This window comes from Streptomyces sp. NPDC059454 (assembly GCF_042749965.1).
In the GTDB taxonomy this organism is placed as follows: domain Bacteria; phylum Actinomycetota; class Actinomycetes; order Streptomycetales; family Streptomycetaceae; genus Streptomyces.
On sequence record NZ_JBHYVC010000059.1, the window covers coordinates 17,336 to 30,938 of the forward strand.

Consider the following 13,603-nt stretch of genomic DNA (forward strand, 5'->3'; position numbering starts at 1 on the left):
CCCCGGTATTCCAACCGACTTCAACAAGTTACGCGGGGGCCGGGGAGCCCCGGCGCGCTACCAGCGGTACGGCTTGTACACGTCCATGCACCTGCCCGTCTCCGCGCCGCTGAGGGCGTCGGCGTCGTCCGGCAGATCGCCGGCGGCGGGCGGCACCTGCTCCGGATAGGCCGTGCCCTCACGCCAGTCCGCGCCGATCACGACCGTGACACCGGAGACATCGGCGGACTGCTTGACGGAACTCGCCGGGATACCGAGCGACTCGGCCACCCGCCGGGCGTCCCCCTGCGAGTCGGCGGCCGGATACCGTACGACGGTCCGCTGCTCGGCGAGCGCGCGGGAGGTGTCCGGCGCGGCGCGGGGGAAACCCTTCGCCACCAGGGACCGGGCGATCGCGTTCGCCCGGCCGGTGACGGGGCCGAGGGACGCGGACCGGGTGGCGTTCTGGACGAGGACGCCGATCTCGGCGTCCGGGGCGGCGGGGTCGGCGGCGGCCCTGCCCTTCTCGTCCTCGCCGCTCGTCTTGTTCTTGCCGCCCTTGCCGCCCTTGCCGTCGAAGGACACGTCGTCGCGGAGCATGGTCCACACCCGCTCGGCGTCGGCGCCGGCCGCGAGCAGGTGGTTGCGGTTCTGCGGGTCCTCGACCGTGGGCAGCGTCGTCATGGTGATGCGGTCCGGCGGCACCGTCTTCAGCTGCATCCCCAGGTCGTACAGCTTCTTCACCGAGCCGATCTCCTCGGAGACCGTCAGCGAGCCGGTCGCCGCCTCCGCCAGGTCCATCAGCCTGCCCGTGTCGGTGAACACGTTCTGGTCGCGCAGGGTGCGGATCATCGAGTTCATGTACATGTGCTGGGCCCGCGCCCGCAGCAGGTCGCTGCCCCAGGCGTGCCGGGTACGCAGCCACTGCAGCGCCCGCTCGCCCTCGACCTTCTCCGACCCGGCCTTCATCTTCAGGCCCGAGCCGCCGGGCACACCGGGCAGCGGGCGGTCCCACACGTTCTGGTCGACGCAGACCTCGACGCCGCCGATGGCGTCCGCCATCGACACGACGCCCGCGAAGTCGATCGTCATCCAGTGGTCGATGTAGACGCCGGTGAGGTTCTCCCAGGTGGCCAGGGTGCAACCGGGACCGCCGCGGGCCAGCGAGGTGTTGATGATGTCGTTGGTGGCCGGGTAGGTGTCCCCGGTCTTCGGGTCGGTGCACTCGGGGACGTCGACCCGGGTGTCGCGCGGGATGCTCACCACGGCCGCGCTCTCGCGGTCGGCGGCGAGATGGATCAGCATCTGCACATCGCCCAGCGGTGGATTGCCGCGGGTGTCCCGGCTGCCGCCGAGCGCGACGTTCTTGTCGGAGGCGCGGCTGTCGGAGCCGATCAGCAGGATGTTCAGTGGCGTCTGCCCGGCCGCGTTCGGCCCGGTCTTGTGCGCCTTGGAGTCACCGCTGCTGCGCTCACCCTTCTCGATATTGCCGTTCAGATGCTCGTAGTACAGGTAACCGGCGCCGGCCGTCCCGAGTATCAGTACGGCCAGGGTCGCCGCCGACCAGCGCAGCGCGCGCCGGCCCCGCCCGGCGGACGGCCGCCGTCCGCCTTTCGGCGGGCCGTCACCGCCCTCCGGGGCCCGAGGGCCGCCGTCCGGCAGGCCGGGCCCGGGTTCCTCCCGCACACCGCTCCGCGTCACCGTCTCCCCCTCGCCGCACCATGGAACGGGCCTGCCCCGCGCCCTGTAGGACGCGGAACAGGCCCGTCAGGTCACTTGGCGCACTCGACCTTGTCCGCCGTGGACTTCCGGGCGTCATCGGGCACGTCCGCGGCGGCCGCGTCGATTTTGACGCCGGCACCCTTGAAGTCCTTGCCGAGGGTCAGCGTCATCGCGGGCACGCCCTGGGAGTTGGTGACGCTCTCGCCGGGCTTCATCGCCGAACCGGACAGCCCCATGATGTCGGCCAGGCGGCGTGCCTGGTCGGCCTGGTCGGGGGCGTACTCCAGCGTCGTCCTGCTCAGTTCCTCGGGCGCGTTGCCGGCGTTCTCCGACTTGGTGACGCCCTGGTTCACCTGCAGCCAGCTGAGGGTCTCCTGGGCGCTGCCGTCCACGGCGCCGCCGTTGAGGATCCGCACGCGGACCTCGGAGGCCGGTGCCTTCTCGCCCTTCAGCCGGGCGGCGACGGCGGCCTTCTCCTTCTTCTTCTGCTGCTTGACCTCGGTGAAGGAGACGTCGTTCTTGACCATGTCGAAGACCTGCTGGGCGGACTCCTTCAGCACGACGGTCACCGGCGTCTTCTCGGCCGGGTTGTCCTTGACCGGCACGGTGGCGAAGGTCAGGTTCTTGACGTTGAGCTTGCCCAGCTCCAGACCCAGGTCCTTGAGCTTGTTGATGCTGTCCAACTGGGAGTCGACGGTGAGCGCCTTGGTCCCCGCCTCTGCCAGCTTGATCATCTTCGTCGGACTGGTGAGCGTGTCGTTCGACTTCAGCTTCCGCATCAGCGAGCTCAGGAACTGCTGTTGCAACTCGATCCGGCTCAGATCGCCGCCGAAGCCGACCGAGTGCCGGGTGCGGACGAACGCCAGCGCGTCCTCACCCTCGATGGTGTGCGTGCCCTTGGACAGCTTCAGATGAGAATCCGGGTCGTCGATGTCCTTGGCCAGACACACCTCGACGCCACCGACCGCCGACGTCAGCGTCTTCACCGCGTTGAAGTCGGCCACCATGAAGTTGTCCGGCGTGATGCCGGTCAGCTCCGTCACCGTCCGCATGGTGCAGCTGGGCGTACGGCCACCCTGGCCGAGGCTGGTGTTGAAGCGGACGCCGGCCGAGCCCGGGATGATCTTCTCGCTGCCGTCCTCCTGCTGCGTCGGGCAGTCGGGGACGTCGACTATCAGGTCACGCGGAATGCTCAGCGCGGTCGCGTTGGAACGGTCCTTGGAGACGTGCAGCAGGAGCGTGGTGTCGGCGTGCCCCTCGCTGCCTTTGTCGCCGTAGCTTTCGTTGCCGGAGCCGGTGCGCTTGTCGGTGCCGATCAGCAGGATGTTGATCGCCTTGTCCTTGCTGAAGCCGCCCGTGCTGGCGCCGTCGTCGGAGACGGACTGGATGTTGTCGTTCAGATGTTCCAGATAGAGGTACCCGGCCGTGCCGGCCACGAGCACCACGAACGCCATCGTGCCGCCGGTCCACAGCAGGACCTTCTTCGCCTTCGACTTCTTCTTCGCCGGCCGGCGCCCGCGCTGCCCCGGGGGCGGCTCCTGCGGCACACCCCGGCGTCTGCGCTGCGGCGGCACCTCGCGACCGGGTGCCTCCCGCTCACGTTCGGGGGTGCGGCCCGGCGCCGCCGACCGGCCGCGCGCGGCGCCCGCACCCGGGGGGCGCGGTCCGCGCGGTCCGGGAACCGCCGATTGCGGTGCGGAAGGGCCCAGTCGCAGTTCGTATTCGCCGGTGTCCGGGTTGAGTACCCACTGGTCTGCGGGATCGATGTTCTCCGCCCGCCCACGGCCTTGCGCGTCCACGTCGCTTGAATCCTCCGTCGGGCCCACGCGGCGCCTTTCCCCTTCCAAGGCGCTCGGGTCTCGGTCACACAGTGCGGGATTCTCAGGACAGGCCTGAAGGAACGGACGCACCGGAGCGCTCACACTAACGGTCCTGATCGAGTGGAAGCGACGGCGGTGACGAATTCCACTTCCTCACAAGTGGGCAATCCGCCCATTTCTTCGGACAAAGGCGCGGTGCCTTGGAGTTGGCTCGGGGCAGGCTCTACGCGCAGGTGTCCTCGGCGGCCGTGTTTCCCGAGAACGTCGGTGCCGGAGAGGAGTCGCCGGACGCCTTCCCGGATTCCTTTTCCGTGCCCTTCCGGTCACCGTCCGTGTCGACGGCCACGGGTGCGTCCCCGCGCAGCCGTTCGAACAGTTCCTCTGCGGCGGGCTGCGCGAGTTGGTCCCGATTCACGTTCCCGGCGTACGGCTCCCGGGGAACGGTCAGGAAGTGCACCCGCTCCGCGGGGATCTCGCGCAACCCGCGCGCGAGATCGTACAGACCCCGCAGACTGGCCAGCCCCGGGTCGGTCGTGAGCGACGAGGTGGCCGCGTCCAGAACGGGATACAGCTTCACCGGATTCAGCAGAACGTCATTGCCGCTCACCTTGTTGACCAGCGCGCCGAGGAAGCGCTGCTGGCGCTCCATGCGGCTGGTGTCGCTGCCGTCGCCGAGGGACTTGCGGGCGCGGACATAACCGAGCGCCTGCTCCCCGTCCAGCGTCACCCGGCCCGCCGGAAGTCTCAGTTCGGCGTCCTCGTCGTCGACGGGCTCGCGCAGGCACACCTCGACACCGCCCACCGCGTCGACCATGTCCTTGAAACCGTCGAAGTCGACGACGACGTGGTGGTCGACGCGGATGTCCGTGAGTTTCTCCACCGTTCGGATGGTGCAGGCCGAACCGCCCACCGCGAAGGCGGAGTTGAACACCGTGAACACCGGCTCGGCACGCGACCCGTCGGGGCGGCGGCAGCCGGGCACGTCCACCATCAGGTCCCGGGGGACGGACACCGCGGTGGCGCTGCGCCGGCCCCCCGACAGGTGCAGCAGGATCACGGTGTCCGAACGCTCCGTCCCCGCGTCCCGCCCGTAGCGGGCGTTCCCGTCCCCGGAGCGCGAGTCCGAGCCGATCAGCAGGATGTTCCGGGCGTCCTCGACGAGCGCCGTGGGCCGGTCCTTCTCGAACCGCGCGAGTTCGGCGGCCGCCGCCTCGTCCGGGGTGATGTTCCCCTCCAGCTTCCGGTACACCGCCCACCCGGCGCCCGCTGCCGCGAGCAGCACGACGGCGACGGCGAGCCCGGTGCCGCACGCCCAGCGCCGCCGCCGGCGCCGGGCCCGCCCCCGCCCGCTCGCCGAGGACCCCGTCCCCGGGCCGAGGGCACGGCTGTCCCCCGGCTGCGCGGAGGACGCGCCTGCGGTGTCGCTCATGACCGGGTCCACCCCTCACTGCGTACGGCGTGTGGTGGTGCCGTTGCGTACGACGATGACCCGGGACGGCGGCCCGGGGCGGGTGGTGGTGCGCCGGACGGGGGAGGGGAGGGGGCGGACGGGGGGTGTCGAGGGGGGTTCGGTTTCGGCGGGCGGTGGGGAACGCGTTTCCGGCGCGGTGGGCGGGGCCTTTCGCGGCGCGGTGGGCGGCGATGCCGTCACCGGGCGATGACCGTCACCCGTTCGCTCTCCACCCGCTTGTCCAGGGCGCCGTCCCCGAGGCGGTCCAGGTTCCGGCACAGCACCACGGAGCCGCCGGTCGCCAGTGGCCCGTACAGGCCCGTGTTCAGACCCTCCCACGTGGCGTACGGCCGCCCCGACAGGATCCGCGAACCCGGTCCGGTCAGACCGAGCTCCGGCGCCTCGGCCCGGGCCCGCTCGACCACCTCCGCCCCGGTGAACTCCCGGCCCGCCACGATCAGCGCCGGCTCCTCGGGGTCGACGGGCGCGTACGGCACGAAGCGGTCGCCCTGCCCCGGTACCTCGACGGCGTAGTCGGCGAAGCCCTCCGGCGGCTGCGGGAAGCGCCCGCCGAGCGGCCTGAGCGCCAGTGCGATCCTGGCCCCCGAGCAGGCCCGCGCCGCCTCCAGCGACTCCGGCTCCGGACCGCTCACCACCACGTCCGCCGCCGCCGGGTCCCCGGCCACGTCCGCGACCACGCCCACCGACGCGCACGCCAGCAGCCAGACCGCCGTCTGCCAGTGCGCGGGCAGCAGCAGGGCCACCCGGTCGCCGGGTTCCACGGACAGCTCGTCCTGGAGGAGGTTGGCGGTCTTGGCCACCCAATTGGCGAAGGTGGCCACGGACAATTCGACGCGTTCGCCCGTGGCGTCGTCGTAGAAGGTCACCAGGGGGCGTCCAGGGTCCGCGGCCAGCGCGGAACTCAGCAGGTCGGCAGGGGTGCGGTCGGTGGCGTTCACCCGCGCAAGCGTACGCGGGCCCGTCCGCGCGCACCGCCCGCCGGGACACCGGTTCGGGGGAACGGGCTCCGACGGGCCGTCAACTCCCCGATGGACAGATTTGTCTGACTGTGTCCAAGCTCAGGGGCATGCGTGGAATTCTTGCTTCCTCAATCGGTGTCACCTGCGCCGCCGCCCTCGCCCTCCCGCTCGCCCCGCCCGCCACCGCGGCGGACGCGAGACCGGCGCCGACGGCGGAAGCGGCCACGCGCGCAGCGGTGACGGCCCGGCCCGACGTACCCGGCAGCACCCAGTCGCTGCCCCTGAGACCCCTCACCCGCGACCGTGCCTCCGGCGCCGTCCTCGGCCTCGCCCCGCGGGCCGTACGGCCCTTCTCCCTCCTCGGGGTCGTCTGGGACGACCCCGCCGCCGAACTCCACGGCCGCGTCCAGGTCCGCACCCGGGCGGCCCGCACCGGCGCCTGGTCCGGCTGGCGGGACGTCGAGACGCACTACGCCGACCACGCGGCCGATCCGGGCAGCGCGGAGGGCGCCGCGGACGGGGTCCGCGGCGCCACGGCACCGCTGTGGGTGGGGGAGTCCGACGGGGTGGAGATCCGGGTTCGGCCGGAGCCCGGTGAGGGCGGGGACGAGGGGGCTGGGGCGGATGAGCCCGAGATCGGCGAGCCCTGGGCCGGCGAGTCGGAAGCCGGTGAGCCTGGGGCCGGTGAGTCGGAGGCTGGTGAGCCTGGGGCCGGTGAGTCGGAGGCTGGTGAGCTGGGGGCCGGTGAGTCGGAGGCTGGTGAGCTGGGGGCCGGTGAGTCGGAGGCTGGTGAGCTGGGGGCCGGTGAGTCGGAGGCCGGTGAGTCGGAGGCCGGTGAGCCCTGGATCGGTGACCACGCGGTGTTGCCCTCCGGGCTGCGGCTCGATCTCGTCGACCCGGGGGACGAGGCCCTGGAGGGGCCGCGCACCGGCGTCATGAGCGCCGAGGCGACCGCCGCCTCCGCGGCCAACTCCGCACTCGCACCGTTCGGCGCCCTGGAGATCCCCGCGCTGAACGGCGAGCAGACCCGGCAGGAGTACCTCACCCTGCGCGGGGCCGAACTGACCGAGCGGCAGCGGGCCAGGCCGTACATCGGGCCGCGCCCCGCCATCGTCACCCGGCGCGGCTGGGGAGCCGACGAGAGTCTGCGGGAGAAGCGGTTCGTGTACACCGGCAAGGTCAAGGCGGCCTTCGTGCACCACACCGCCTCCGGCAACGGCTACACGTGCTCGCAGGCACCTTCGCTCGTCCGCGGGTTCTACCGCTACCACGTGCGGAGCCTGGGCTGGCGGGACATCGGCTACAACTTCCTCGTCGACAAGTGCGGCAGGATCTACGAGGGCCGGGCCGGGGGAGTGGCGAAGCCGGTCAAGGGGGCCCACACCATGGGCTTCAACACCGACACCGCGGGCATCGCGGTGATCGGCTCCTACGGCTCCAGGAAGCCGTCCTCCTCCGCCGTGAAGGCCGTCGCCCGGCTCACCGCGTGGAAACTCGGACTGCACGGGATGAATCCGCGCGCCAAGACATATCTGAAGTCCGCCGGTGGCAATCTCTACCGAAAAGGCAAGAAGGTACGACTGAACGTGATCTCCGGTCACCGGGACGGGTTCAACACCTCGTGCCCAGGGGGGAAGCTGTACAAGAAGCTCGGCACCGCGCGTGCCACGGCAGCCCGTTACCAGGGCCGCTGAGGCGGGCCGGGCGCTCCTTCCTGCCGGAGGCGGTCTGCATACACTGGCCGGCCGAAAGACAGTTCGGCCGGTCCCGGCAGGAAGCAGAGACGACAGGTGACAGAAGCGATCCTCCTGGTCGGCGGCAAAGGCACGCGGCTGCGACCGCTCACGGTGCACACGCCCAAACCCATGGTCCCGGCGGCCGGGGTGCCCTTCCTCACGCACCAGCTGGCGAGAGCGAGAGCGGCGGGCGTCGAGCACATCGTCCTGGCCACGTCCTACCTGGCCGAGGTCTTCGAGCCGTACTTCGGCGACGGGGCGGCCCTGGGGCTGCACCTCGAGTACATGACGGAGGAGGAGCCGCTCGGCACGGGCGGCGCCATCCGGAACGCCGCGTCCCGGCTGCACTCGGGGCCGGACGAGCCGGTGCTGGTCTTCAACGGGGACATCCTGACGGGGCTGGACATCCGGGCGCTGGTGCGCACGCACGAGACGACCGGCGCGGACGTCTCGCTGCACCTGACAAAGGTGACGGACCCGCGGGCGTACGGGCTGGTGCCGACGGACGAATCGGGACGGGTGCGGGCGTTCCTGGAGAAGCCGCAGACACCGGAGGAGATCGTCACCGACCAGATCAACGCGGGGGCGTACGTCTTCCGCCGGTCGGTGATCGACACGATCCCGGCGGGGCGGGTGGTGTCGGTGGAACGGGAGACGTTCCCGGGGCTGCTGGCGGCGGGGGCGCACCTGCAGGGGATGGTCGACTCCACGTACTGGCTGGACCTGGGGACCCCGGCGGCCTTCGTACGGGGCTCGGCGGATCTGGTGCTGGGCCGTGCGCCGTCGCCGGCGGTGCCCGGGCGCTGCGGGGACCGGCTGGTGCTGCCCACGGCGACCGTGGCACCGGACGCGAAGCTGGCGGGCGGGACGGTGGTGGGCGAGGGCGCGTTCGTGGCGGAGGGCGCGCGCGTCTTCGGCAGCACGATCCTGCCGGGGGCGGTGATCGAGCCGGGCGCGGTCATCACGGACTCGCTGATCGGTACGCGGGCACGGGTGGGCGAGCGCTCGGTCCTCACCGGCACGGTCATAGGCGACGGCGCGGTCATCGGCCCCCGCAACGAACTCCGCGAGGGCGCCCGCGTCTGGTGCGACGCGACGATCCCGGCGGGCGCCCTCCGCTTCTCCTCGGACCAGTAACACCAGCGGCCGACAGACGAACCGACCCCACACCCACCACTCCCGCGGGCAGTCGTGCCGTTGCCTTCGCGGTCCGCGGGCGGTCGTGTCGTTGCCTTCACGGTCCGCGGGCGGTCGTGCCGTTGCCTTCGCGGTCCGCGGGCAGCTGTGTCGTTGCCTTCACGGTCCGCGGGCGGTCGTGCCGTTGCCTTCACGGTCCGCGGGCAGCTGTGTCGTTGCCCTCACGGTCCGCGGGCAGTCGTGCCGCTGGGGCGGCACGGGTGGGCGCGACGGCACCCCGCAAGCGCCGGGCCGCGCGAACAACCCCCGGCCCCCACCAACACGGGGGCACCCCGTAACACGCCGGGCCGCGCAGACCCACCCCCGGCCCGCCCCGACGCGGGGCACCCGTAACACGCCGGGCCGCGCCCCACCGAACACCGGCCCAGCCGAACCTCAAAGCCGCCCGATGTCCCCGTACGGCATCCGCGGCGCCCGCCGCCCCGGCACTCTCCCGCTCAGCAGAACCAGCCGCGCAGCCCGATGCCGCTGCCCCGCATACGGCTCCAGCAGCGACAACATCACCGTGTCATCCGCATACCGGTCCCCCGCAAGAGCCCAGCCCACGATCCCCGGCAGATGCAGATCCCCCACGGTCACCGCATCCGCCGCCCCATGACTGCGCTGCACCGTCTCCGCCGACGTCCACGGCCCGATCCCCGGCACCAGCTCCAACCGCGCCCGCGCCGCCTCCGGAGGCATCCCGACAGCCTCCTCCAGCCGCGCGGCGACCCGCACCGCCCGCAGAACCGTCGACGCCCGCTTGTCGTCGACCCCGGCCCGGTGCCATTCCCAGGAGGGAATCAGCGCCCACGTCCGCGGCGCCGGCATCACCGACATCCGCTCCGGCGCGGGCCCGGGCGCCGGCTCCCCGTACTTCCGTACCAGCAGCCGCCACGCCCGGTACGCCTCCCCCGTCGTGACCTTCTGCTCCAGAATCGACGGAATCAGCGACTCCAGCACCAGCCCGGTCCGCGTCAGCCGCAGCCCCGGACGCCGGTGCCGGGTCAGTGCCAGCAGCTTGTGCCGGGGCACGAAGGCGGACGGGTCGTCGGCGGCACCGAGCATCTCCGGCAGCTTGTCCAGAAGCCAGTCGGCCCCCGGCCCCCAAGCCTCTCCCCGGACCTCCCCGCCGCGCCCCGTCACCCGCAGCGTCCCCGGACCCGCCGGCGTCAGGCCGGCCCGCCACACGGAACCGTCCGGCAGCGCCCGGAACGTCGGATCACCCGGTCCGCGGCGCAGCGGACCGAGGACCAGCCCGAGGTCCAGGGGCCCCTTTGGCACCCACGTCCGTACGCGGGCCGGAGCCGGTGCCCGGCGGGGCGTTCCCCCGGACACGGCGACCTGCCCGCCGCGCACTGTCGTACGAGCCGGGCGGGGAGCGAAACGTCCTGCCACGAGAGATCCCGGGGGTGGAAGTGGAGCGGGGGCCTTTATGAGGGTAGGCCCAGCCTCACCGCACCTCGATGAAACCGCCCGCGTCCCGCTCCGGCCGCGGCCGCGGCTCCTCCGCCGGGTGGCCGACCGCCACCGCGCCCATCGGATCCCAGTCCGCGGGCAGGTCCAGGACCTCACGGACCACCTCGCGGCAGAACATCGTCGACGACACCCACGCCGAGCCCAGCCGCTCCCCGGCCAGCGCGACCAGGAAGTTCTGCACGCCGGCGCCCGTGGCGACCACGAACATCTCCCGCTCCGCGCCGTCCCGCCGCGCGTCCCCGTAGGTGTGCGAACCGTCCATGACCAGACAGGGGACGACCAGATACGGCGCGTTGCGCAGGACGTCGCCGCGGCGGACGCGCTTGGCGATCGACTCCTCCGTCTTTCCGTCGCGGCGCAGGTCCGCGATCCACGCCTCGCGCATGGCGTCCAGGAGACGGGTGCGGGACCCGGGCGACTCCAGCAGCACGAACCGCCACGGCGTAGTGTGGTGCGGGGCCGGTGCCGTGACCGCCGCGGCCACCGCGCGGCGTACGGCTCCGGGGTCGACCGGCTCGTCCGTGAAGGCCCGCACCGTACGGCGCTGGGTCACCGCCTGGCGTACCGCCTCGGACGTGCCGAGGCGGAACATGTCGTCGCGCGCGCCGCGGACCATCGCCCGCGCTCCCTCGCCGTCGTCGGCCGCCACCAGGTGCGGCAGCCCGCGGACCACGGCCACCGGGAGGCCGGACGCCTTGCCCTTGACCAGATCGCCCGCCGCGGCGAGCTCGTCGGCCGTGGCGACGACCGTGGCGCCGAGCGGATTGCCGTACGCGTCGGTGCCACCGCGCAGGTCGTCCAGCACCCGGACGCCCGCCGCGCCGATCGCGACATCGGTCAGCCCCGCGCGCCAGGGCCGGCCGAAGGTGTCGGTGACGATCACGCCGACCTCGACGCCGAGGGCGTCGCGCAGGCCCTGACGGATCGTCCGCGCGGAGGCGTCCGGATCCTCGGGCAGCAGCAGGACCGTACCGGCGGGGGTGTTGGAGGCGTCGACTCCGGCCGCTGCCATGACCAGGCCCTGCCGGTTCTCCACGATGCGCAGGGAGCCGCGCCGGGCCACCACGCGCACCGTCTCCGCGTCGATCGCGGCCTCCCGGTCCGTCGCCTCGACGATCCGGCCCTCCGCCTTGGAGACGATCTTCGAGGTGACGAGGAGGACGTCGCCGTCGGACAGGTCCGGTGCGGCGGCCGCGATCAGCTTGGCCAGGTCGTCGCCCTCGCGGATCTCGGGCAGGCCCGCCACGGGCCGGACCCGGTAGCCCGTGCCGCTCATACCGCCCGGACCTCCTCCGCCAGCGCCAGCGCCTCCCGCGCCATCCGCGCGGCCGCGTCGACGTCGGTCATCATCAGCGGTACGGCACGGCAGCGGATCCCGGCCGCCTCGACGCGCTCCACGCAGGCCGCGTCGACCGTGTCGACCAGCCAGCCGTCCAGCAGGCCCGAACCGTAGTGCTCGGCCACCGCCGGGGCCGTGGACTCCACGCCGACGGCCGCCAGCACCTTGTCGGCCATGCCGCGCACGGGCGCGTCCCCGACGATCGGCGACAGGCCGATCACCGGCACGCCCGCGTCGGCGATCGCCTCCCTGATGCCGGGGACGGCGAGGATGGTGCCGACGGAGACCACGGGATTGGACGGCGGGAAGAGGATCACGTCGGCCTCGGCGATCGCCTCCAGGACGCCCGGCGCCGGCTTCGCCTGCTCCGCACCGACCGGCACGACCGCCTCGGCCGGCACCGAGGCCCGCAGCCGCACCCAGTACTCCTGGAAGTGGACCGCCTTGCGCTCGCCGGACCCCGCGCCGGAGCCGCTGTCGGGCAACGTGACGGCCACGTGCGTCTCCACGCGGTCGTCGGTCATGGGGATGAGGCGCACGCCGGGTTTCCAGCGGTCGCAGAGCGCCTCGGTCACCGCGCTGAGCGGGAAGCCGGCGCCGAGCATCTGTGTCCGCACGATGTGTGTGGCGAAGTCCCGGTCGCCGAGCCCGAACCACTCCGGGCCGACGCCGTACGCCGCGAGCTCCTCCTTGAGGTGGAAGGTCTCGTCGGTCCGCCCCCAGCCCTGCTCCTCGTTGATACCGCCGCCGAGCGTGTACATCACCGTGTCGAGGTCCGGGCAGACCTTCAGCCCGAAGAGGTGGATGTCGTCCCCGGTGTTGCCGATGACCGTGATGTCCGCGTCCGGCACGGTCCGCTTCAGACCGCGCAGGAAACGGGCACCGCCGATGCCGCCTGCCAGAACCACAATGCGCATGGGGCCATCCTCGCAGGCCGCTACGACATCGCGTCAGGCAGTTACCGGGCCGGGCACCGCGCGGGCCTCGCAGCGGACGGAGGTGTGCGCCGTCATCTCGGTCAGGCCCGGATAGTAGATGTGCAGGCTGACCGCGGGTTCCAGGGCGTCGTTGACGACCTCGTGCACATAGCCCGGCGCGAACACGCGCTGCGCGCCGGCCGTCAACACGCGCGTGCCGCGCTCGGTGCGCTCGGTCAGGGTGCCGTCCAGGACGGTGAGCACGCCGGAGGAGCGGCCGTGGTCGTGCGGCCCGCTGCCCTGGCCGGGCACCCAGGACAGCAGCCACACCTCGTAGCCGGGGCCGGTGCGCAGCCGGTGGTACCAGCGGCTGGTGGCGTCGTACTCGACGAGGTGCTCCCACCGCGAGCGGTCGGCGGCGATGGAGCGGGCCAGGCCGGCGAACTCGGCGACGGTGGCCGGGTGCTCGCGCGGGGGCTGGAGCAGGTGCGGGACTTCGAGGATGTCGCCGGCGATCTGGAGGTCGCTGTCGCTGTTCATGGATGCGGAGGTTCCTTGGCGGAGAAGGCGGTGGGGGTGAGGGTGTCGCGTCGCGTGCGCCCGGGTCGCGGGCGGCGGCGAGGGGTGCCCTGGTGGGAGCGGAGGAAACAGCGGCCGGGTCTGTGGCCCGGCGGGGGCTGGAGCTACGGGAGAGGGCTCAACAGCCGGAACAGCGACAGCTACAGCGAGCGCGGGCAGCACCGAGGAACCCGACGGAGCGGGTCGAGGTGAGTGCCGGATTCGCGAGCATGCCCACTAGGACAGCGGTTCACTCCTTCACTGTCAACTTGACGCCCGGTATGTGGGACATGGTTCACCTCATCCGGTTCATCTCGTAGGCGAAAGGTTTGCTCAGTCGTTTCCCGGGACACATGGTGCCCACGGCCGGGTGCCCGCACGCCGTTGCGATCCCGTGATCCGACTGTGATCCGGTTCGCTCCTGTGCGGGTGCAGCAACGAGATCGA

10 protein-coding genes are annotated in these 13,603 nt (G+C 72.4%); 2 read left to right on the plus strand and 8 right to left on the minus strand.

The features are described from left to right. Positions 1 to 57 precede the first annotated feature (57 nt). The 4 genes from ACFXAE_RS29110 to ACFXAE_RS29125 form a co-directional block, all read right to left on the minus strand. Complete coding sequence (locus ACFXAE_RS29110; RefSeq protein WP_384720158.1) at positions 58 to 1,680, minus strand: LCP family protein; 1,623 nt, start codon at positions 1,678 to 1,680, stop codon at positions 58 to 60. Positions 1,681 to 1,751: 71 nt separating this feature from the next. Beyond that, complete coding sequence (locus ACFXAE_RS29115) at positions 1,752 to 3,500, minus strand: LCP family protein (RefSeq protein ID WP_384720160.1); 1,749 nt, start codon at positions 3,498 to 3,500, stop codon at positions 1,752 to 1,754. Between the two features lie 244 nt (positions 3,501 to 3,744). Beyond that, complete coding sequence (locus ACFXAE_RS29120) at positions 3,745 to 4,950, minus strand: LCP family protein (RefSeq protein WP_384720162.1); 1,206 nt, start codon at positions 4,948 to 4,950, stop codon at positions 3,745 to 3,747. Positions 4,951 to 5,168: 218 nt separating this feature from the next. Beyond that, entirely contained in the window at positions 5,169 to 5,930 is a 762-nt protein-coding gene (locus ACFXAE_RS29125) for a TIGR03089 family protein (protein ID WP_384720164.1), read from the minus strand. 128 nt (positions 5,931 to 6,058) lie between these two features. On the opposite strand from ACFXAE_RS29125, the gene ACFXAE_RS29130 reads away from it, so the two are divergent. Together ACFXAE_RS29130 and ACFXAE_RS29135 are read left to right on the plus strand one after the other, a co-directional pair. Then, complete coding sequence (locus ACFXAE_RS29130) at positions 6,059 to 7,645, plus strand: N-acetylmuramoyl-L-alanine amidase (RefSeq protein ID WP_384720166.1); 1,587 nt, start codon at positions 6,059 to 6,061, stop codon at positions 7,643 to 7,645. A gap of 96 nt (positions 7,646 to 7,741) precedes the next feature. Beyond that, positions 7,742 to 8,824, plus strand: coding sequence for a sugar phosphate nucleotidyltransferase (locus ACFXAE_RS29135; protein ID WP_384720168.1), 1,083 nt, complete (start codon positions 7,742 to 7,744; stop codon positions 8,822 to 8,824). Between the two features lie 435 nt (positions 8,825 to 9,259). Here the strand turns inward: ACFXAE_RS29135 and ACFXAE_RS29140 are convergent, their stop codons facing one another. The 4 genes from ACFXAE_RS29140 to ACFXAE_RS29155 are packed head-to-tail and all read right to left on the minus strand — an operon-like array spanning position 9,260 to position 13,138. Further along, positions 9,260 to 10,261, minus strand: coding sequence for a DNA-3-methyladenine glycosylase family protein (locus ACFXAE_RS29140; RefSeq protein ID WP_384720170.1), 1,002 nt, complete (start codon positions 10,259 to 10,261; stop codon positions 9,260 to 9,262). A gap of 55 nt (positions 10,262 to 10,316) precedes the next feature. Next, complete coding sequence (locus ACFXAE_RS29145; protein ID WP_384720172.1) at positions 10,317 to 11,618, minus strand: coenzyme F420-0:L-glutamate ligase; 1,302 nt, start codon at positions 11,616 to 11,618, stop codon at positions 10,317 to 10,319. Further along, positions 11,615 to 12,598: a 2-phospho-L-lactate transferase gene (cofD, locus tag ACFXAE_RS29150; protein ID WP_384720175.1), complete on the minus strand. Its 984-nt coding sequence runs from the start codon at positions 12,596 to 12,598 to the stop codon at positions 11,615 to 11,617. The genes ACFXAE_RS29145 and cofD overlap by 4 nt, the downstream gene beginning before the upstream one ends. Positions 12,599 to 12,631: 33 nt before the next feature. Then, entirely contained in the window at positions 12,632 to 13,138 is a 507-nt protein-coding gene (locus ACFXAE_RS29155) for a cysteine dioxygenase (RefSeq protein ID WP_384720178.1), read from the minus strand. Positions 13,139 to 13,603: the final 465 nt, after the last annotated feature.

Excerpts from the sequence above, each read along its gene's own strand:
- cofD (WP_384720175.1), bottom strand. The coding sequence starts at position 12,598 with ATGCGCATTGTGGTTCTGGCAGGCGGCATCGGCGGTGCCCGTTTCCTG.
- ACFXAE_RS29130 (WP_384720166.1), top strand. The coding sequence starts at position 6,059 with ATGCGTGGAATTCTTGCTTCCTCAATCGGTGTCACCTGCGCCGCCGCC.
- ACFXAE_RS29120 (WP_384720162.1), bottom strand. The coding sequence starts at position 4,950 with ATGAGCGACACCGCAGGCGCGTCCTCCGCGCAGCCGGGGGACAGCCGT.
- ACFXAE_RS29155 (WP_384720178.1), bottom strand. The coding sequence starts at position 13,138 with ATGAACAGCGACAGCGACCTCCAGATCGCCGGCGACATCCTCGAAGTC.
- ACFXAE_RS29145 (WP_384720172.1), bottom strand. The coding sequence starts at position 11,618 with ATGAGCGGCACGGGCTACCGGGTCCGGCCCGTGGCGGGCCTGCCCGAG.